The sequence below is a fragment of the Rothia terrae genome (assembly GCF_012396615.1).
Classification (GTDB): domain Bacteria; phylum Actinomycetota; class Actinomycetes; order Actinomycetales; family Micrococcaceae; genus Rothia; species Rothia terrae.
The window spans coordinates 39,327-60,843 of sequence record NZ_JAAXPV010000006.1 but is presented as its reverse complement, the minus strand read 5'-3'; the positions used below and the strand labels follow the sequence as shown (position 1 = coordinate 60,843).

18 protein-coding genes and 3 tRNA genes are annotated in these 21,517 nt (G+C 53.1%); 8 read left to right on the top strand and 13 right to left on the bottom strand.

The features are described from left to right. Positions 1-241: 241 nt before the first annotated feature. A complete protein-coding gene (locus HF984_RS04680) occupies positions 242-1,000 on the bottom strand; it encodes a hypothetical protein (RefSeq protein WP_168614524.1) in 759 nt (252 codons plus the stop codon). A gap of 177 nt (positions 1,001-1,177) precedes the next feature. On the opposite strand from HF984_RS04680, the gene HF984_RS04675 reads away from it, so the two are divergent. The 8 genes from HF984_RS04675 (at position 1,178) to HF984_RS04640 (ending at position 9,758) form a co-directional block, all read left to right on the top strand. Continuing rightward, complete coding sequence (locus HF984_RS04675) at positions 1,178-1,870, top strand: winged helix-turn-helix domain-containing protein (RefSeq protein ID WP_168614523.1); 693 nt, start codon at positions 1,178-1,180, stop codon at positions 1,868-1,870. A 97-nt stretch (positions 1,871-1,967) separates the two neighbouring features. Then, positions 1,968-2,978, top strand: coding sequence for a mycothiol synthase (gene mshD / locus HF984_RS04670; protein ID WP_168614522.1), 1,011 nt, complete (start codon positions 1,968-1,970; stop codon positions 2,976-2,978). Between the two features lie 51 nt (positions 2,979-3,029). Then, a complete protein-coding gene (locus HF984_RS04665; protein WP_168614521.1) occupies positions 3,030-5,255 on the top strand; it encodes an RNA degradosome polyphosphate kinase in 2,226 nt (741 codons plus the stop codon). A gap of 151 nt (positions 5,256-5,406) precedes the next feature. Then, positions 5,407-6,402, top strand: coding sequence for an NUDIX hydrolase (locus HF984_RS04660; RefSeq protein ID WP_168614520.1), 996 nt, complete (start codon positions 5,407-5,409; stop codon positions 6,400-6,402). A 227-nt stretch (positions 6,403-6,629) separates the two neighbouring features. After that, positions 6,630-7,451, top strand: a complete 822-nt coding sequence (locus HF984_RS04655; RefSeq protein ID WP_168614519.1) for a thymidylate synthase — start codon at positions 6,630-6,632, stop codon at positions 7,449-7,451. Between the two features lie 2 nt (positions 7,452-7,453). After that, complete coding sequence (locus HF984_RS04650) at positions 7,454-8,026, top strand: dihydrofolate reductase (RefSeq protein WP_168614518.1); 573 nt, start codon at positions 7,454-7,456, stop codon at positions 8,024-8,026. Between the two features lie 138 nt (positions 8,027-8,164). Next, positions 8,165-9,304, top strand: coding sequence for an aspartate-semialdehyde dehydrogenase (gene asd, locus HF984_RS04645; protein WP_168614517.1), 1,140 nt, complete (start codon positions 8,165-8,167; stop codon positions 9,302-9,304). Between the two features lie 16 nt (positions 9,305-9,320). Beyond that, positions 9,321-9,758, top strand: coding sequence for a GntR family transcriptional regulator (locus HF984_RS04640; protein ID WP_168614516.1), 438 nt, complete (start codon positions 9,321-9,323; stop codon positions 9,756-9,758). A gap of 21 nt (positions 9,759-9,779) precedes the next feature. On the opposite strand, the gene HF984_RS04635 is transcribed toward HF984_RS04640, so the two are convergent. From HF984_RS04635 to HF984_RS04580, 12 genes are all read right to left on the bottom strand, one after another. After that, the gene (locus HF984_RS04635) at positions 9,780-10,175 is read right to left on the bottom strand and encodes a TIGR02611 family protein (RefSeq protein ID WP_168614515.1); all 396 of its coding nucleotides are present in this window, start codon (positions 10,173-10,175) and stop codon (positions 9,780-9,782) included. Between the two features lie 1,600 nt (positions 10,176-11,775). Next, on the bottom strand, positions 11,776-12,873 hold the full coding sequence (locus HF984_RS04630) for a UDP-N-acetylmuramate dehydrogenase (protein WP_168614514.1): 1,098 nt from the start codon (positions 12,871-12,873) through the stop codon (positions 11,776-11,778). A gap of 19 nt (positions 12,874-12,892) precedes the next feature. Next, complete coding sequence (locus tag HF984_RS04625; RefSeq protein ID WP_168614513.1) at positions 12,893-14,158, bottom strand: MFS transporter; 1,266 nt, start codon at positions 14,156-14,158, stop codon at positions 12,893-12,895. A gap of 204 nt (positions 14,159-14,362) precedes the next feature. Further along, entirely contained in the window at positions 14,363-14,821 is a 459-nt protein-coding gene (locus tag HF984_RS04620) for a MaoC family dehydratase (RefSeq protein WP_168614512.1), read from the bottom strand. A gap of 6 nt (positions 14,822-14,827) precedes the next feature. Then, positions 14,828-15,286, bottom strand: a complete 459-nt coding sequence (locus tag HF984_RS04615) for a MaoC family dehydratase N-terminal domain-containing protein (protein ID WP_168614511.1) — start codon at positions 15,284-15,286, stop codon at positions 14,828-14,830. Between the two features lie 136 nt (positions 15,287-15,422). After that, the gene (locus HF984_RS04610) at positions 15,423-16,718 is read right to left on the bottom strand and encodes an Nramp family divalent metal transporter (RefSeq protein ID WP_168614510.1); all 1,296 of its coding nucleotides are present in this window, start codon (positions 16,716-16,718) and stop codon (positions 15,423-15,425) included. Between the two features lie 171 nt (positions 16,719-16,889). Beyond that, entirely contained in the window at positions 16,890-17,900 is a 1,011-nt protein-coding gene (locus tag HF984_RS04605) for an LLM class flavin-dependent oxidoreductase (protein WP_168614509.1), read from the bottom strand. Positions 17,901-17,992: 92 nt separating this feature from the next. Continuing rightward, entirely contained in the window at positions 17,993-18,634 is a 642-nt protein-coding gene (locus tag HF984_RS04600; protein WP_311242221.1) for an HD domain-containing protein, read from the bottom strand. Positions 18,635-18,769: 135 nt separating this feature from the next. Next, positions 18,770-18,841 (bottom strand) — tRNA-Thr (locus HF984_RS04595). 1 nt (position 18,842) lies between these two features. Next, positions 18,843-18,916 (bottom strand) — tRNA-Met (locus HF984_RS04590). Positions 18,917-18,947: 31 nt separating this feature from the next. Then, a tRNA-Thr gene (locus HF984_RS04585) sits at positions 18,948-19,019 on the bottom strand. A 199-nt stretch (positions 19,020-19,218) separates the two neighbouring features. After that, the gene (locus tag HF984_RS04580) at positions 19,219-21,249 is read right to left on the bottom strand and encodes a DEAD/DEAH box helicase (protein WP_247596463.1); all 2,031 of its coding nucleotides are present in this window, start codon (positions 21,247-21,249) and stop codon (positions 19,219-19,221) included. Positions 21,250-21,517 lie beyond the last annotated feature (268 nt).

Here is a 21,517-nt window from a genome sequence, read left to right as displayed (position 1 = left end):
TTTTGACGGTTTGGGAGCATAAACACACCCGCGCGATCCGCGCATCACACCCCGCTGCCGTAAATGGGCACAAAAAATGGGGTTGCCAGCTACTTCGCTAGCAACCCCACTCGGGTAAAAGGTGATTTATTTCTGACCTCGGAAGAGACCGCGAATAACTGCAGCCATACCACCGAAGATGAATACAAATGCTCCACCCAGCAGGCAGAGGAAGAGAATTTCTAGTGCTTGAATCATGGTTTTACCCTAGCACATAGGTGAGAAAGGTCGCACTTGTGTAACCGACAACGCCAATAAATGCTACGGGTGTTACGCCAAGTGTTAAGGCGCCGCGACGGGGCCCTTCTTTAGGACCTGCTGAGATGATGCGCAAACCAATTAGTCCCACCAAAAGAGCGAAGATGACGCCGGTCAATAGAATCGGCAAGGCTCCCCCCGGTGTGTCATAGATGCGTGAAATGCCAACCCAGCCAGCGGCAGAAACAGAAGCGAGCACACCCGTGACACAAGAAATAGTGGACTCCAGGCGTCCTTTAGACCCTTCGCCGCGTACCAGTTCAACGAGAAAGCTGCAGACGATGCCTACCGCTGCCACCAGTGGCAGCATCGCCAAGCGATCAGCTGAGGGAGTCGTCAGTGCTAGCACCACCGACACCACACCGGAGAGCAGAATGATCGTGGAGTGCTGATAAATTCTATGGGTTCCGCGGAGCTCAGCCACGCCAGTGGCCGCAGGCCAACCGCCAGCGACCAGTGCCACAACGCCCAAACAGACCGCTGCCGAAACATACGGATGAATAATAGAGGCAACCACTACAGCCAGCAGAGTCACACACGCAGCAATACCCACTAGACGGTAGCGCGACTGAGGTGATGCTCCGATAGCCCCAATACGACCCTCATACATCTTGCGACGCTGCTTATCGCGAATCTGCTTGAGCTCAGGAACGAAGGTACGCAACTTGGTGGTCTGTGCATCTGAGTGTTCAGTATGAGTCACGATGAGTTCTGCCGTCTTTCGCCTTGGGCACTGAGTGCGGTGAATGGTGAAACTTTATTACACACCATCTTGCTCTGTGAAACGCTTTTTCTAAAGGTTCGCGGTTGTGTTTTGTAGTATTAATTTTGGAAATTGTGTCTTTAGAAGATTCTTCTAAAAGTAGGCTGGCGGTGAAACATGACCCATCTGATGCTGTTATCAGATACTGCTTATACAAGCGGTGAGGTTTTACCTGCCCTTGATTTGCTGAACCACAGGGTGACGATCCTTCCGCTATCTACAGACTCAAGCGTCCTTAATCGCGATGCGGGTGTCGTGATTTTGATTGACGCCCGCGATGCCTTAGTGCTGGCGCGCAACACTGCTCAACTTCTCAAATCATCGGGTCTTACCGCTCCGCTGTTGATGGTTCTAACCGAAGGCGGTATGGCTGCGGTTTCTAGTCAGTGGCTAGTTGACGATATTATTCTTGACACCGCCGGCCCCGCTGAGCTTGAGGCTCGCCTACGCTTAGCATCTGCTCATTCCCTGCCAGAAGAACCTGACGATTCCATTATTCGCAGCGGCGAGGTAACTATCGATGAGGCATCGTACACTGCCCGCCTGGCAGGGGCCCCGCTCAACCTCACCTACAAAGAATTTGAGCTGTTGAAATTTTTAGCTCAGCACCCAGGACGCGTGTTTACCCGCGCTCAGTTGCTGTCGGAGGTCTGGGGCTACGACTATTACGGTGGCACGCGCACCGTGGACGTTCATATTCGTAGGTTGCGCTCAAAGTTGGGACCTGACCACGAGCACATGATTTCGACCGTGCGAAATGTGGGTTACAGTTTCAACGCTCCGCGTTCTTCGTCGAAAGATGACATCTAAGTAAACCTTCTAGCGTAACTTCGGCTCTATTTACCTTTATTTTCTTGGTTTTGGGTAGAGTAAATAGGTAAGCAAGAGCTATCAACGAAGGAATACTATGCACACTGAGCATCTGGGTCTTACCCCGCTAGAAAGCGATATGAGCGCTAAGCACCTTGCACAGTTCGAGGCCTTTGTTGATGCAGTCACTGCACACGACGGTACCTCTGCTTTTTCTGAGCAAACTCTTGTTGCTGTCCGCCAAGAAAGCGCAGCGCGTACCGACGGCACTCACAACCGGTCTGCTTCTAAAGCACGACTTTTCTTCATCTCCAACGACGACTCTGAAATCTTAGGCGCGTGGGTAGCTGTTGTACCCACCCCGGATGCAGCTGGTGTACTAGAAGGTGCAGTTTCACCGAAGCATCGTGGACGCGGTATTGCATCCCAGGCAGTATCGTTCGTTATTTCAGCACTGGGGAAGGAAAACCTCTCGCAGTACACGGCTTGGGTTCATCAGGTTCTCACCGGTGAAGGTGATGCTATCGCGAGCGCCGCTGAACAACTCACCTCGCAGTACGGTTTTACTCCTGTGCGCGAGTTGCACAAGATGGCTGTGCTTCTTACCGATGACAGCCGTACGCGTATCGAGAACGCGACCAAAAACGCGGCTTTGCCGGAGGGAATTGCCATCAAGACCTTTGAACCCGCAACCGACGCGCTCGCGTGGTTAACCCTCAATGCAGCGGCGTTCGCGTCGCATCCGGAGCAGGGCAAGCTCACCCACGATGATTTAGCACAGCGCATGGAGAGCTCCTGGTTTGATGCTCGCGGGTTCTTCATCGCCCACGCGCCCAACGGATTAGCGGGCTATCACTGGACCAAGGTTGAAACTGCAGAAGAAGGCGAGGTCTACGCGGTAGGCATCTCGCCCGCATGGCAGGGCAAAAAGCTAGGTAAGGCACTCACGCTCACCGGTATGAACCATCTGGCGCAGTACCGCACCGAGAACGGGGCTCAGCTAGAGCGCATCGTCCTCTATGTCGATGACGACAACCAGGCAGCCATGCATCTCTACCGCTCGCTAGGCTTTGAAGACCTCAGCGTAGACCGCATGTACACCCACTAATTTTTACCAAGAGACCACATCCACCCGAGTCATTACCGGAAAGAGACGACAATGAGCAAGACACCAGCTGCTGAAAATAAGCAGCCTCAGGCGGTTCATCACATCGCCACAGACATCAACAAAATTGAGCGAGCCGAAACCCGCGGCGACCGCATCGACGTCGGCGAAAAAATCACGCTCCCTCATCTTGCCGGAGACTTCGGCTCAGACCGCTTCTTGGACCGTGAAACCAGCTGGCTGGACTTCAACACCCGCGTCCTTGAACTCGCTGAAGATCCCGACCTGTTTCTTCTAGAGCGCCTGAACTTTCTCTCCATTGTGACCAGCAACCTCGATGAGTTCTTCATGGTTCGTGTGGCTGGTCTCAAGCGTCGTATTGCAACCGGTATTGCAGTGCCGTCTGCGGCTGGTTTGACGCCTGAAGAGCAGATGGAAGAAATCGCTGAAGCTGCCCACCAGCTTCAGGAACGTCAGGCTCATGTCTTCCGCGATCAGGTTTATCCTGAGCTTGAAAAAGAAGGCATTCGCATTGTCAGCTGGGAAGATATCGATGATGAGGCGAAGAAGCGCCTAGGTGATTACTTCCGTCAAGAAGTATTCCCTATTCTTACTCCGCTTGCTGTTGATCCGGCGCACCCCTTCCCGTATATCTCGGGTCTCTCTTTGAACTTGGCTGTCATCGTGCGCAACCCGCAGACCGGTAAAGAGCTTTTCGCTCGTCTGAAGGTGCCTGATCAGCTAGATCGTATGATTCCAGTGTCATCGATGCGCGATGTCAACTCACCGGGTAAGGAAGCTCTGTTCATTCCCCTTGAAGCGATTATCGCTGAGCATCTTGATATTCTCTTCCCCGGTATGGAGGTTGTAGAACACCACGCCTTCCGTGTGACCCGTAACGAGGACTTGGAAGTTGAAGAGGACGACGCTGAAAACCTGTTGAAGGCGCTGGAGAAAGAGCTTCTGCGCCGCCGTTTTGGCCCTCCGGTACGCCTTGAAGTTGAAGACACCATTAACCCCAACATTCTTGAGCTTCTGGTATCTGAACTCAGCGTGGTGGAGTCTGAAGTGTACAAGCTTCCCGCTCCCCTTGATTTGCGCGGTATGGCTCCCATTGTTCGCGCCAACCGTCCTGCCTTGCACTACCCCAAGCATGTTGCCCATACTTCTCGCTGGCTCAATTCCACTGAGACTGCAAAGGCAGCTAAGGTATTTGCGGCAACCCGCGAGCACGACGTGCTCCTGCATCACCCCTATGACTCCTTTGCGACCTCTGTGCAGGCGTTCTTGGAACAGGCTGCCGCTGATCCCAATGTTCAGGCAATCAAGCAGACCCTGTACCGCACCTCGGGTGACTCCCCCATTGTGGACGCGCTCATTGAGGCAGCCGAAGCTGGCAAGCAGGTGCTGGCGCTGGTTGAAATTAAGGCACGCTTTGACGAAGAAGCGAACATCAACTGGGCTCGTAAGCTAGAACGCGCTGGCGTTCACGTGGTGTACGGCATCGTGGGTCTAAAGACTCACTGCAAGCTCTCACTGGTGGTGCGCAAAGAAGCCGACGGGCTGCGTCGCTACGCGCATATCGGTACGGGTAACTACCACCCGTCCACCGCACGATTCTACGAAGATCTGGGTGTAATCACCTGCGATCAGCAGATCACCGAAGACGTATCACGCCTGTTCAACCAGCTCTCAGGCTACGCACCGAAGACCACCTACCGCGAGCTGCTGGTTGCACCGCGCTCACTGCGCTCAGGTCTAATCGACCGCATCAACAAAGAAATCGAGCACAAGCTGGCTGGCCGTAAAGCCAAGATTCAGATCAAGTGCAACTCAATGGTGGACGAGGCAATCATCGACTCGCTCTACCGCGCATCGCAGGCAGGCGTCGAAGTCAACGTGGTTGTACGCGGCATCTGCGCCTTGCGTCCAAATGTTCCCGGTCTCAGCGAAAACATTAAGGTCCGCTCAATCCTAGGACGCTTCTTGGAACACTCCCGCGTCTTCACCTTCGAAAACGCCGGCGAACCGGTGGTCTTCATTGGCTCGGCAGATATGATGCACCGCAACCTCGACCGCCGTGTTGAGGCCCTAGTGCGCGTTAAGCACCGCGAACACATCAAGTACCTGCTCGATATGTTTAGCAACTACATGTCAGAAACCACCAGCAACTGGCATCTTGACTCAGACGGCAAGTGGACGCGTCATCACCTGGATTCGGACGGCAACCAGCTCACCGACGTCCAGCAGATGTACCTGGATTCACGCCGCAAAAAATAACCAGCCGCGCAGGAACGACCGTTGCGTGCCCACACATTGAGGTACCGCAACGAAACGTAACACCGCATAGCAGGTACTAGAATGTCCTTGATAGTTCTTTACTGCCAAGGACATTTTTGTACAGGAACTTCAGAAAGTCATTCACACGCACATGGCAAAAGATATACTCTACTCTGCGGTACGCCGTGACGGCGATTTTACCGTCACAAAAACATCGGACAACATGCCTGATGTTGTTGCCGCAGGCTGCCTTATTTGGCGCGAAAAAAAAGATCAGCTCGAAGTTCTGATTATTCACCGCCCCCATTACGATGACTGGTCGTGGCCTAAGGGCAAGCAGGACGCCGGTGAAACCATCGCTGAGACAGCTGTGCGCGAGGTTCGCGAAGAAGTGGGTCTGAACGTTAAGCTCGGTGTGCCTTTGGCTGTCACCAAGTACAAGGTCAAGCACGGCAAAAAAGAGGTTTTCTACTGGGCAGCTCGCACCACTGCTGCTGCACACGCTCAGGCGGATCACGGTGAAGTCGATGAGCTCAAGTGGGTGACGCCCGAAAAAGCACGCGAGATGCTCACCAATGACACTGACCGGGAGCCTTTGGACGCGCTGGTAGATTTGCAGGCCAAGGGCAACCTTTACACCCGTCCGATTCTTATCGTGCGTCACGCAAAAGCGAAGCCCCGCTCATCATGGGCGGGAGCTGAAGGTGAACGCACTTTGGCGGCTACCGGCAAGCGTCAAGCAATCGCAGTGGGCAAGCTTCTTGAGGCGTGGGAGCCCACCAAACTCATTTCTTCTCCTTGGGTTCGCTGTATGCAGACCGTCTCACCGTTTTCGAAGACCAGCGGCGTCGTGATTAAGCAAAAAGCACCGCTTACGGAGGACGCCCACAAGGCCAACCCTAAGAAGGTCGCCAAGATTGTGCAGTCCCTTTTTGATAAGGACGACGCGGTAGCCCTGTGCACGCACCGCCCGGTACTACCTACCGTCCTGCAGGTGATGTCTGAGAACATCGGCAATAAACTAACAGCACAGCTGCCTGTGGAAGATCCCTACCTGACCCCCGGTGAAATGCTTGTGGTTCATGTAGCTAAAAAGGACAACCGCAAAGCTATTGCTGTAGAGCAAATCAAGCCCTTTAACGACTAAGAGTAGATAGTTCGGAGACGAGGCAAAACTCGCGCTCACCAGCGGTCCCTCTCGCGTGGTTCGCTAACGCTCACGACGCGATTCACGCCAGTCCCGATGCCAGCTGGTGAGCGCAAGTTTTGCCTGCATGTGCTAACCGACATCACAGGCGGATACCATGTGATAACACGTCGTTTCGCAACTATAGTTATAGATAGTTTTTGTCTCCGTCACCGAAAGATTCATTGATGACCAATATCGCCACACCCTACGAAGATTTGCTTGCTGAGATTATGGAAAACGGCGATGACAAGGGCGATCGTACCGGCACCGGTACCCGTAGCATCTTTGGACGTCAGATGCGTTTTGACCTTCGTGAGTCTTTCCCGCTCATTACGACTAAACGTGTTCATTTTAAATCTGTAGCTATTGAGTTGCTGTGGTTCTTGCGCGGTGAATCGAACGTGAAGTGGCTTCAGGAACGCGGCGTCACCATTTGGGATGAGTGGGCTGATGAGGACGGCGAACTAGGGCCGGTCTACGGCGTTCAGTGGCGTTCGTGGCCCGCTGGTCACGGCGAAACGATCGACCAGATTGCTAAGGTCGTTGAGTCGTTGAAGAACAACCCGGATTCACGCCGTCATATTGTCTCTGCGTGGAACCCTGCCGAGGTTGATGACATGGCGCTACCTCCTTGCCATGCGCTCTTCCAGTTCTACGTGCGTACTCGTAAGGACGGCACCAAGGAACTCTCCTGCCAGCTGTACCAGCGCTCAGCCGACATGTTCCTGGGTGTTCCTTTCAATCTCGCATCCTATGCTTTGCTGACTCAGCTCATCGCTGAAGAGGTGGGCATGGAACCCGGCGAGTTTGTGTGGACCGGCGGCGACTGCCATATTTACTCCAATCACTTTGATCAGGTGCGCGAGCAGCTTTCCCGTGAGCCGTATGAATACCCGCAGCTGCGCATCAAGAACAAGAAATCCTCAATTTTTGAGTACGAATTTGAAGACTTTGAGCTGGTGGATTACAAGCACCACCCCACTATCAAAGCACCGATTGCGGTCTAATCATGGCTAAAATTTTAGGCGCTGTGTGGGCGCAGGCTGAGAATGGAATTATTGGACGCAACGGCGATATGCCCTGGTATGCTCCGGAGGATTTGGCTCATTTTAAAGAGGTGACTCTCGGCGCCCCTGTGATTATGGGACGCAAGACGTGGGAGTCCTTTCCGCCGCGCTTTCGGCCGCTGCCCGGGCGTCTGAATATCGTGGTCACGAGTTCTGTTGACGAGCCTACTGAACGCGATGGCGCTACCTGGGTGGCAGATATTCCCAGTGCCGTTGAATACGCATTGAATCATGCGCAGGACGCCGAAACCGTATGGGTTATTGGTGGCGCCAACATCTATGAGCAGACACTGGCTCTCACCGATATTCCGGGTGTCGTCGACGGACGCGTGAGCCTGGTTGAGCGCACCGTCTTTACCGGATCGATTCAGGGCGATGCGTCTGCACCGGTTGTGAGCGGGGAATGGAGCCAAAGTGCCGTGAGCGATTCCCAGCGTTCTGAACGTGGCTACCTCATGGATGACAATGATCAGAAGCTACCGCTGACCTATCGTTTCGAGACCTGGACCCGCTAAGCCCAATCTTTCTCGACGAACCTCACTACACGGGACGCGACTTCACAAACCTTGTGAGCCGCGTCCCGTTTGTTGCGCTTTCGTTTCACAATTAGAAAGTATCCTGCCATAACAGCCCACAAAAGCTAGACTGAACACATGACTTTTACAACCGGTGACTCAGTAGGTTTTGTAGGCTACCGCGGCATGGTGGGCTCCGTGCTCATGAAGCGCATGCTGGAAGAAAACGACTTTGAGGGTATTACCCCCGTTTTCTTCTCAACGTCGCAGGCGGGTAAGCCCGCGCCCACATTCGATGGTGCGCTCGAAGAAAGCACCTTGCAGGACGCGCACGATATTGATGCGCTGGCTAAGCTTCCTATCATCGTGACAGCTCAGGGTGGCGACTACACCAAAGAGGTGCACTCCAAGCTCCGCGAACGCGGCTGGGACGGTCTATGGATTGATGCAGCGTCAACCCTGCGCATGAATGACGACTCTGTCATCGTTCTTGACCCCATCAACCGCGACGTGATTGATCGCGGGCTGGACTCCGGCGTCAAAGACTTTATCGGCGGTAACTGTACTGTATCCTGCCTGCTCATGGGCTTGGGCGGACTCTTCAAGCAGGGTTTAGTTGAGTGGACGACCTCCATGACCTACCAAGCAGCATCCGGTGGCGGTGCGCGCCACATGCGTGAGGTACTCAAGCAGTTCGGTGACCTCTCCGGTACCGTTTCTGCAGAACTTGCCGACCCCGCGTCCGCTATTTTGGAGATCGACCGCAAGGTACTTGCTAAGCAGCGTTCCGGCGAGCTCGACACCACCCAGTTCGGTGCTCCCCTGGGCGGCTCCTTGATTCCTTGGATTGATGCCGATCTTGGCAACGGCCAATCCAAAGAAGAATGGAAGGCCGATGCTGAAACCAACAAGATTCTAGGACTCAGCGAAGAAGACCGCGTCATCATGGATGGTCTGTGCGTACGCATTGCAACCATGCGCTCACACTCACAGGCGCTCACCATGAAACTCACCGAAGATCTCTCCGTTGAAGAGATTGAGAAGATTATCGATGAAGATAATCAGTGGTCGAAAGTCATTCCTAACACCAAGGAAGCCTCGATGGAGGGTCTGACCCCCGTAGCAGCGTCCGGTTCATTGGATATTCCTGTAGGGCGCATCCGCAAGTTAGCAATGGGACCGCGGTACATCAGCGCGTTCACCGTGGGCGATCAGCTACTATGGGGCGCAGCTGAGCCTGTTCGCCGTATGCTCAAGATTGCTACCGGCGCCCTCTAGAGGAGACAATAGGCGTATGCCTCACGCATCATCGCAAATCAATACTGACGTCGTTAGCCCCGCTAGCGACGTCAGTATTTTGCATTTTACGGTCAATAAAGATTCAGACACTCCCCCGTACTCGCAGTTACGACGGACGATTATTAGCGCGCGTGCGCAGGGCACCTTCAAGGCAGGAGATCGGTTGCCACCGGTCCGTTCTTTAGCCCATGAACTAAATATCGCGGTAAACACTGTTGCAAAAGCGTATAAAGAATTAGAAGCCGCAGGTGTTATTGAGACCCACGGACGCGCGGGGAGCTTTATTACGGCCGTGGACGCCACCGAGCATAAGGCTCATCAGCTCACGGCTGACTACGTTGCCGCTATGCGCGGACTCGGTTTTGAGGACTCCCAAATCCTAACCGCATGCCGTCATGCGCTAGGTTTTGAGCAAATTCAGCATCACGCCTAAGCCTTGCGGTGCTCCGCTGCTTTATGAATGGTAGTGAGTGCCTGTCGGGCAAAAATGAGTTTGGTTTTCTCGGCCCTGCCAGATGCGGGCACGCTGTCGCAGATACCTTTCGTACCGCTTGCGTTTAGCTGCATTCCAGGCATCAAGCACTTTCTTTTTACCCCACACGTTCACACGGTGTGCCCAGTGAAACTCTGTTCCCCACAGCCCCATGCCCATAAAAATAAAGAGCCAACCAGGGCCGGGCGTCACCAGCATGATTAACCCCATCAGCATCAAAATAGTGCCAACGACAATCACAAGGGTGCGGTATAGCAGCAAAAGTGCAGGGTGATGATGCAGGAAGCCTCGCAGCCTGGCCATGAGGCGGTGCACAGCGCCACCCGAGCTGCGGTCAAGCTCGTGATTAAGACCCATGCATTCCCCCATAATCTCAGTAGTTGCTCTTGAATCTACCTCAGCAACCTGAATGATAGCCGCGTATATCTAAGCATAAGTTATAAAAGTTGTGTGGAAGGAGAACCCCACATTCTCCTCCCACACGGTGTTACTGATTGGGGACACGAAAGACGTCAGTCGCGGTCTGAGTCTCGCCGTGTCTATCAGTAAAACTCCAAGTATTAGCGACTACGCACTCAAACGTTTCTCGCTGAAAGCAGCGAGGGTTATGCGCGCAGTCAGAGGCCAAAAATTCTTCGCTACACCAGCTGTCGAGAAGCTCGGTGAGGTTTTCTGCCCACAAATGTCGTGGCGTTCTAAAACGGAACTCATACACATCACAGTCGCCCACATATTCGCGGATACCGCGCGGGGAGCATCCTTCGGGTTCTATATATGTTTTTGGATTTTATGTGCTGACCAGTTGTTGTTATCGATAATCCATTCCACGCTAGTACATCCGCAAAGAAAGGCTACGATCAGTGAATGCGAGTGGAGTTCCGTAGCACCGTGAGCGATTAGTTCTTGGATTCCTCTCACGCGCTGGATGCAGCCGAGCGCGTGAGTACTCACCGTGGTTTTAACGCTCGTGCAAATTGCGCCATACGTCGTATAGTCATACTGAATATGCGCTGGTGCGAGCAACTCGAAGGCGTAAGGGGCGGACGCGGCGTAGGTGGGAACGGGTACCGTGGCGTGTATAGCCGGAGATGCCCACCGGGTTCCTGGAGCTGTGTTTCGAGTAAAAGTGCGTACGCCCACCGTTAAAAATTCCGTCGTAGTAGATAGCCAATATCGTTATGAGTATTCACCGATCTTTGCGCATATTTAACAATTTTGCAAGATTTTTAAATATTTATTATTGGTCTGACCACAGAGTATTTTTTCACAAAGAACACACCTGACTAGTAATAATACTGATGATATAGACCACTGAGAAAAATTTTGCAATAATGCAAACATAAACAAATCAACCCGATTAAGCCACGATTGATTTTATTTCAGAAGAAATCTTTATCTTTGTATAACTATTTACCAAATAGTAACTTATACCCGGTTCAAAATCAATAGCGAGCCACACAGCACTCGCAATCACATTCTTAAAATTGAGAAAGATTCTTATTTACCAAGCAAGGTTGGGCGCAAAGCGTGCCCACATCCCAGCACCAAAGGTGTCGGCGGATGCATCATTTTGCATAAATATACGTATTGGTAGGGGTTTCTACGCCGCGCAGATGACTCAGCTATTTGTCCTCAGCTTCATTTTCAGCGCCCCGAAACCTCGATGTGTCGGATGAGCAGAATTACCTTAGCTAGTTAGCTTTGGATAGCACTCAAAGGACCTAACTTCAGCTCCCTCCACAAGTACAACCACGGCGCACAGCCCCTCTCGCTTGGTTCGCTACGCTCGCAAAGCGATTCATGCCAGACTCAACCAGTGCGCCGCGTTTTTACTTGTCTCCGGGAAGCCCTCTTACACCGATTCTCTACGCCGTAAACCATATAAAAATGGGGCTGCCCTTTCACAGGACCGCCCCCACATCGTCGCTACAACGATAAAAAAATTTCTATAGAAAACTTACTTCGCTAAGCCTGTTCCCACAATCACAGGTTCGGGTACAAGCTCGATGCCGAAGGATTCTTTCACGCCATCGCGAATCGCGCTAGCGATTGCCATAAGATCGTCAGCACTAGCCTCACCACGGTTAGTGATAGCCAGGGTGTGCTTGGTAGATAGCGATGCACGACCACCAGCAATCTGTTGAGAATCGCCCTCCAGCCCAAACCCCTTATCGAAGCCAGCGTTCTGAATCAGCCAGGCCGCGCTGAGTTTAATCTTGCCCTCAAGAACCTCGCCTGCCGCGTTGGTGGCAGGGTAGGACGGCGCATCCGCAGGTAACTGCTCTCGCACTGACTCATCAACGATGGGGTTGGTAAAGAACGATCCGGTGGAGTAGGTATCGCGGTCATCCGCGTCCAGCACCATGCCCTTAGACGCGCGCAGCTCAAGCACGGTCTCACGCACCTTGCGGGATTCTGCGTGTTCACCTACCTCAACGCCCAGGCGACGTCCTAGTTCGGCGTAGCGTATAGGTGCAGAAAGAGTACCGAAGGTGAACTGGAAATCAACGGTCAGCACCACGTAACGCGGTGAGCCGTTGACGGTGTTTTCTTTGAGCACCGAATGGCGGTAGCTAAAATCTAGGTCTGAAAGCGCAAAGGTCTTTACAGCGCGCTTTTCGCGATCCCAGGTGCGAACCGATGAGATAGTCTGAGCGACTTCCGCACCGTATGCCCCTACGTTTTGTACGGGGGTTGCACCAACGGTACCGGGAATACCTGAGAGTGCCTCGATACCAACCCATTCATGGTCGATGGCGTACTGCACAAAAGCATCCCAGTTATGACCGGCTTGCACGCGGATGTTCGCACCGCCACAGGCAGGTACTTCAAGATCGCGAATACCCTCTGAGGCGATGTGCACAACGGTGCCGTCGAAGCCAGCATCAGCGACAATCAGGTTAGAGCCACCGCCAACAATGAGCAGTTTCTCGCCTGCTTCGTCGGCAGTTTTTACGGCTTCGATAATTTCAGATTCGCTGGTTGCGCGAACATAATTTTTGATGGGTCCGCCCACTGCGGCGGTCGTCAGTTCGCTTAATAACATTTCACTCACTCCCCTAGTTTATCTGTATTTAGGGCTGGTTGGGATGTTCTTGCGGAACAGCAGCTGCCGGATCAGGCCCAAGAGATTCAGTGTGAACAGGCTTATCGTTCTTGAAAACTTCAAGGTAGCGGGTAAGCATCAGCGAGGAGACCACGAATATCAGCACCGCTAGCAAACCGTGGCGAATTCCGAAAGCTTCGCCCAGCATTCCCAGCAGTGGCGGACCGCCCAAGAAAGCGGCGTAGCCAATGGTCGAGACAACAGATACGCGCACCGCAGCTTTCACGGGGTCGTCGGATGCGGCGCTCATACCGGTGGGGAATCCCAGGGATGCGCCGAGACCCCAAATGACTAGCCCCACAAACCCGATGGCGGTATTCGGCGCAAAGATGAAAATAATGAGTCCGATGATTGCCAGTGAGCAGGTGCCGCGTAGCACGCTGATGCGTCCGTGAGCGTTCAAGAAGCGAGTACCTAACAAGCGTCCTGTGGTCATAGCAGCCACAAAAGTGAAGTAGCCAAGTGACCCCACGGTAGCCGTCGTTTCGTATTCTCGGGTGAGGGCAAGTGCAATCCAGTCGTTAGCTGAGCCCTCCGCCAGTGCCATACCCAGCACAAAAATACCGATGAGGATAGTGTGCTTATCACGCCATGCATCCTTGACTCGGTAGGAGGTAACCTGCGCCATCATGGCGGTACTATCTTGACCGTAGTTCTCAGAATGGCAGTGACGCAACGAGTACAGTACCAAGGCGATAATCAAAACAGCCATATAGAACATATGCACCCCGAACGGCACTCCGAGGAAGGTGTCTGCGGTCCCGATGGCAGCACCAACTACCGTGCCGATCGAGAAGAAGCCGTGCATAATCGGGGTGACAAAGCGTCCTAGCGCGCGTTCAACCGCCACGCCCTGAACGTTGGAAGCAACGTTAGAGACAGCAATACCAAGACCCATAATCATCAGCGAGAAAGCCGCCAGCGGGACGCTTGCGATACTCACGGCTAACCCCACGAGTGTTGCTCCCGCGGTTGCAAGAATATACGAGCCTAAGATACAGGTGCGAGCACCAAATTTCGATACCAAATACCCTGACATCGACACCGCAGAAAACGAGCCCACCGTCTGCGCCAGAAGTAGCATCCCCATGGGTCCCGGCGTAAGGTGCAAACCGTGCGAAATATCATGCAGTCGAGTCAGCCAGGATGCGGTCAAAAGACCGGAGGCGAAGAAGATAATAAGTACTGCCCGGTACCAGGTTTTTATCTGTTGGTCGGTAAGAGTAGCTTTCACGACAAAGATGCTTTCAAGTACGAGATAGTATGCGAGAGTCTTTAAACTCTAGTGCAGTAAAAGACATCATTTCTAGTTCGGTGAGCAGTGGTTACCTCTTATGTCGTGAGAGGTTCATCGCGGTCAGCGCTTAGAAGGAATATGCCTCGCATCCGGTCATGAGAAACCGGATGCGAAGCACAAATGAGCAGGTACAAAAGTCTCTTAGAACTTGACGACTGCTTGGGCTTTGACCAGAACTTTTTGGTCTTTGCCTTCTGAATCAGGGGCACTCACGGTGAGATCTACGCGAGCGGTTCGCGCGTCATCATCAAGAGCACCGACCTTACCGCTAACCGAGATAACGTTGCCACCGGTGTTAGGCGCATTATCGCCCTCGGCATCTGCCACAGGTACAGGCTTAGTAAAACGCGTCTGGTAATCGATAATCGCACCGGGGTCACCTACCCAATCGGTTACCAGTTGAACGGCGGATCCCATGGTGAACATACCGTGAGCAATCACGCCGGGTAGTCCGACAGCGGTGGCAAAACGCTCGTTCCAGTGAATCGGGTTAAAGTCGCCGGACGCACCAGCGTAAGCCACGAGGTCAGCACGCGTCACGGTGATTTCGCGGCTACCGATTTCAGTACCCTTTTCAAGGTCTTCAAAACGAATAGTCATGCTTCTCTACTCCCCTGCTCGCACTAGAAGTGAAGAGATGCAAGTCGCTACCTTTTCACCGATGACAGTCGTTATTTCTTCGCGAGTAGTCAGCATGGCGCCAGCGCCCATCACGCGCACATTATCCACGTGTACTTCGGTGACGAGCTCATCTCCGGCAATGATAGGACGATGGTGTGTAAAACGCTGGTCAGCATGAACGACGCGGGAAAAATCGATACCCGCGCTCTCATCCTGAATCAAAGCGGCATCCGCCTTCTGCGCCAGAATAATAGCGAAGGTCGGCGGTGCAACAAGATCAACGTAGCCAGCTGCCTGCGCAGCATCCACCTCAAAGTGGATGGGCGAGGTTGCTTTTACGGCGCGCGCGAACTCGCGGATTTTCTCGCGTCCTACCGAATACATCTCGTCAGCAGGGTAGACCCTGCCTACGATATCGGGATTAATTTCTTTAGTCTCTGCCATGTACTCCAGTATGTCACGCTGATGATAAGGTGACCACGAAACTCTCAAAATACCTAGTCATGAGGGGTAATTTTGAGAGTTTTGTGGTCACAGTGATAAAAACGTGGTCACGTATCGAGGGGACCCCAACCTGTAACTAGAGTGCCTTAGCAATAACTTCCCAGGTTTGCATAATTCCCAAAGCTCCGAAAAAGACGGTAGTAATCACCAGCAGAATGTTAGTGACCAGTCCATTACGCCAACGGTCCGGGACGCGCCTGGTATTGAGCAACTGCAAAAGAGTGAGCGCTAAGAAAGGCATAAACAGAGCGCCCAGCACCCCGTAGAGCAACACCAAAAAGATAGGTCGATTCAGGAGTAAGAGCGTCATGGGTGGGAAAGTAATCCACAGCAAAAAGAACTTGAAGTACTTCCCGCCTGTGACAGTATCAGGATGCCCGTGCTCTTTACCGCGTAGATTTCCCCAGAAGTCTGCGAACATGAGCGAAACGCCTGACCACACGCCAATAACGGATGAAAACGATGCTGCCCAGAATCCTACGAGAAAGAGATTGCCGACTACCGCGCCGTAGCGATCATTGAGAACGTCCGCGAGTTCCAACAAACCTTTGTCACCGCTCGATACGGCAAGACCAGCTGAGTAAAGAACTTCTACACCGATGACCAAAGTAGCTGCAACAAAGATGCCAGACAGAACGTACGCAACGGTATTATCCAGTTGCATCACGCGCATAAATCGTGGACGATCCCACCCTTTTTCGCGCAACCAGTAACCATAGGCAGCTAAGGTAATAGTGCCGCCGACGCCGCCGCACAGAGCCAGGGTATAGCTCAGCCCACCAGCCGGGATAAATGGAATGAGCCCCTTCAGGATGGCGGGAATGTTAGGAAGCGTGTAAACCGCCAGGCCCACAATGAGCAGGAACATTAGTCCCACTAACACGGCCGTCAGCTTTTCTACGAGATGGTACTTACCTGCCCAGACCGTCACCAGCCCCACTATACCCATGATGAGCGCCCAAATTTTCAAATCAAAGAACGGGAACAGCACAGCTAAAGGCATCGCCGACGCGCTCATGGCTGTTGCGCCGTACACAAAACCCCAAATGATGATGTAGGGGCCAAAATAGAGCGACGTCCAGCGTCCTAAGGAACGCCAGCCTTCAAAAATGGTGCGCCCGGTAGCAAGGGTGTAGCGTCCTGCGCCCTCTACAAGGATAATTTTGAGGACCACGCCGAGCACAACCGCCCAGAGCAGGGCGTAGCCATAGCGTGAGCCCGCAACGAGGGTGGCTACAAGGTCTGCAGCTCCGATGCCGGTTGCTGCGACAACGAGGCCGGGCCCAATAATTTTGTATTTTTTAACGTCTTCTACCGGCTCGTTGGGGTCAACCAGTACTGACGGGTACTTTTCAGCATCTGTGCGGCTCATGAGGCTCTCCAAACTAGTGAACAGTGTCTTACTAGTGTTACACAGCGCACATTACAGAATTGTTTAATATCCGCTGACCACGCCGCTGTGTATTACCCGCCCCACGGCAATAGAAAAGGCGACAACAGGGTGTTGTCGCCTTATCAGTTACTATTCCTTCTCCCCGGCGCGTTACAGTGTTGCTTTCCAGCCCAATGCAGGGCCGATGTTTTCTGCAAATTCGTGCAGCATCTGCGTCCAATCTTCAATGCCGAATTCGAAGGGAAGCTCGAAGATATAGTCATCGGCCGCCTGGAAAGCTGCATCGTTGACAATAGTCTCCACAATTTCTTCGCTGGAGCCGATAATATCTTTCGCGATGATTGTTCCAGAAGGAAGGTGCTTTTTAGTGCGCGGGTTACGAGCCTGTGCGTACTGTACATATTTTTCAACTTGGCTGGCGGTTGCGTTATCAGTAGGTACAACGACGCGCGCTACCGCTACTCTGCCCGATATATGCTCAGGCAACGACTCGCGGTAACGATCGATCTGGTTGCGCTGTGCCTGATCGAAAATTTCTTTGCCTTCTTCAGCTTTGCTGATGTTCGAAACCAGTAATCCCAGGTTTTCGCTTCCTGCCCAGGCAGCAGATTTCAGCGATCCTGCACCGCACCACAGGCGGTCTGCCAGTCCCTCGCTATAAGGTTCTACGCGGTCACTATCGATCTGGCCACCAAATCCCTGATATTCGGGTAAGTCACGCAATGATTCGCCGGCCAGCAGTGAGCGCAGTTGCTGAATGCGTTCATAACTAAAGTCTTGTTGCTGCCAGCCTTTACCGTGCACGGTGTCGTTCAAAGTCTCATCGTATTGCGGCGGGTGGACGCTCAGTCCCGGCTGCAAGCGTCCACCGCTGAGCACGTCAGCGGTTGCCAGGTCTTCAGCCAAACGGAAAGGATTCTCAAAGCCCACGGGAATGACAGCATTGCCGAGCTCAATGCGTGATGTTACTTGAGAGAGCGCGCCAAAGAGCACCACCGGTGAAGGCACACCGTACTGCATGTGGCGGGTGCGTAACCAGCCGGAATTTAGTCCAAGTTTTTCACCGAGGGTAAAGAGTTCAATAGCCTCATCAAACCCCTGGGCGGGATTATCACGAGTGAAGGGAACAAGATGAAGAAAACCAATATTTTGAGGTGCCACGAGCAGTCCTTTCGCCAGCTTTTACCCTCATAATACTTTCTTTGTAAAACTTTTTATAGGGGTGTGAAACCCAAGGTCATCTTCACAGCAACCTATTCGCCCCACGGGGATTCCTTGATTACCTTCACAAAGTCCCCACGAACAAATCCCGGCACAAAATGAGCCAACACATCGGCTTTCACATTCCCAAACGTGGTGTCCGGGCGGTGCTTAATACCCTCGGTAAAAGCCTGCAAAATCTGGTTCTTAAAATCAGGACGCGGATGCACTTTAAGAATTTCAGCACGCTCCTGCTCCGAAACAGTCTCATACCCCACCCCCATCACATCGTGCTCAACACCTCGCGTCACCAGGGCAATCACCGGATCCATATGCAACGGGATTTCAGGTGTGGTGTGTAGCGCGATTGCGGTCCATACCGTTTGAGCTTCTGCTTGCGCTATATCGTGTTTGAGAAGGAATGCACGAGCTTCATCAGCTCCATCGATTTCAAATCGCTGATTATCACTTGCATACGGCGCGACTAGCCCAAAATCATGAAACATAGCACCGATATAGAGAAGTTCAGCATCAAAGGTGAGCCCATCACGCAACCCGCGATGTGCACCAAAGAGGTAAGTACGACGCGAGTGATGGTAGATGAGCTCATTAGTGGTGTCTCGAACCAGTTCTGTAGCTTCTCGCGCAAGCGCGCTATCGGGAATGTTGATACCTGCAATATCCACTGACATCATCAGCCTACTTTCATGATCTGTGTAGCTTCAGACTACGCCCCAAAGGCAGGCATCCGCCAGAGGGTACACAGAATACGATCAATGCAGATAACAAAAAATCCGCCCAGTCCTAAGACTGAACGGATTTCATATCTGAGCCCCGACCGGGAATCGATCCCGGGACCTCCATCTTACCAAGATGGCGCTCTACCACTGAGCTATCGGGGCGTAGCGGTGGCGGGACTCGATCCCGCGACCTCACGATTATGAGTCGTGCGCTCTAACCAGCTGAGCTACACCGCCATGTATTTACCTTTTTACGGGCTCATACGAGAGCCCCGACCGGGAATCGATCCCGGGACCTCCATCTTACCAAGATGGCGCTCTACCACTGAGCTATCGGGGCAACAGGTAATACCTTACGGCATTTATTGACCGCCGCGCAACTTGAGAACATCAATTTTTTGGTGTTATACGCCACGGAAAGCACCCAAGGGCTACAACAAAGCCTTACAAGCTCATCAGAAGGACGCATGCCCCACCCTCGCAGGCAGGAACACGCGTCCTTTTTTCAAAGTCTCACACGCTACAAAGTAGCGGTAAGTTTAGTACTTCTTACGACCCTTGAAACCACCACGACGCTCGCTTCCGAAGTCGCGTCCACCACGGTCATTACGGTCACGGTCGCCACGGAAACCACCGCGATCCTTACGGAAGCCACCGTCGCGTCCACCACGGTCATTACGGTCACGGTCGCCACGGAAACCACCGCGGTCACCACGTCCACCAAAATCACGGTCGCCGCGATTCTTGCGGAAGCCACCACCACGACGCTCACCGCCGAAATCGCGTCCACCACGACCGCCGCGTCCGCCACCCTTAGGACCGCGATCGCGCTGAATGTTGATGAACTGGCCAGCAACCTTGGTGTCTTCCAAGCGATCGAAGAAATCGCGGGGAAGGTCTTCGGGCAGACCAACAATGGTGAAGTGCTGGCGGATATCGATGGAGCCAATCTGTGAGCCCTCGATGCCACCTTCATTAGTCAGCGCACCAACGATGCCACCGGGGTTAGCACCCGATGAACGACCAACGTTGAGCTTGTATGAAACCATACCCTCGTCGTTGTGTTGCTTGCGTCCGCGACGGTCACCATCGCGTCCACCGCGGTCACGATCGCCACGGTCGCGGCGGTCACGAATCTCGGGCAACTCTTCGACGAAGAAGGGACGGCCCTGCTGAGCAATGACAGCCAAAGCAGCTGCAACTTCCTCGGGTTCAACATCGTGCTCATTGACGTAAGAATCAACGATTTCGCGGAAGATTGAAAGATCTTCGGTCTCGATGGTGTCAGTAATCTGCTGAGCAAAACGAGTCTTACGGTTCTCATTGACATCCTCAACAGAAGGCATGTGCATCTGCTCAACCTGCTGACGAGTAGCCTTCTCAATCTGACGCAGCATGTACTTCTCACGCGGGGTCATGAAGAGGATTGCTGCACCTTCGCGTCCTGCACGGCCGGTACGGCCAATACGGTGCACGTATGACTCGGTGTCGTGAGGAATATCGAAGTTCACAACCAGTGAGATGCGCTCAACGTCAAGACCGCGAGCAGCAACGTCGGTTGCCACCAAAATATCGATGCGACCATCGCGCAGGGAGTCAACAGTGCGTTCACGCAGGTTCTGCGGAATATCGCCGTTAATTGCTGCCGCCTGGTAACCGCGAGCTTTCAGCTTGTCAGCAAGCTCTTCGGTTTCCTTCTTGGTGCGCACAAAGACAATGATGCCGTCGTAGTCCTCCACCTCAAGGACGCGGGTCATTGCCTCAAGCTTGTGAGAGTGCATAACCTGCATGTAGCGCTGCTTGATGTTAGCGCTGGTGGTGGTCTTGGACTTAACACGAACCTCAACAGGATCGGTCAGGTACCGCTCTGCAATCTTGCGGATAGTCTTAGGCATGGTTGCTGAGAACAAAGCAACCTGCTTGGAATCAGGGGTGTCAGCAAGAATCTGCTCAACATCTTCAGCAAAGCCCATGCGCAGCATCTCGTCAGCCTCATCGAGCACGAGGTACTGCAGGTTTGAAAGGTCCAATGAACCCTTCTTGAGGTGGTCAATAACACGGCCGGGAGTACCAACGACTACCTGTGCACCGCGCTTCAGGCCTGCAAGCTGCGGACCGTAGGGTGAGCCACCGTAAACGGGAAGAACAGTGAAGTCTTCCATCTGGTTAGCGTAAGAACCGAAAGCTTCAGCAACCTGAAGTGCGAGCTCACGGGTAGGTGCAAGAACAAGCACCTGAGTGTCTTTAGAAACACCGTTGATGTCTGCAAGCTCAGCCAAACGTGACAGAGCGGGTAAAGCAAATGCTGCGGTCTTACCGGTACCGGTCTGAGCCAGACCAACAACATCGCGGCCTTCTAGCAGCAACGGAATGGTTTCAGCCTGAATCGGTGAAGGCTTTTCGTAGCCGACAGCGTCAATTGCTGCCTGCACACGAGCGTCCAAACCGAGATCGGTGAATCGAATGCCCTCTTCTTCAGTAGCTTCGGGCTTAACGGTGTCAGCCTGGGCGTCTTCGAGAGTGGGCTCTACGAATTCGGTGGTCAGGTTAACAGAGTTATTTTCAGTCATTATTCTCTTCTCGAGTGGGGTGATACAGCCGGTTTTGGCTGTACTGCACGGTGTGTGCCCCATTGAAAAGTTCGCCTGATTTGACTGTGGTGGCAGTATATCCGCGCCACCTTCACACACTTCTGTTGGGATCAACAAACAGAGACGATGGCCATGTACATAGGCCTGAAAGTTAGCGCTTGCGAACTTGAAAGTACTTGGAGAGGTTCTTTTTCAACCGCTATATCGTAAAGCGGGATGCTGGTAGCTTGACTACCGAAGAACATTC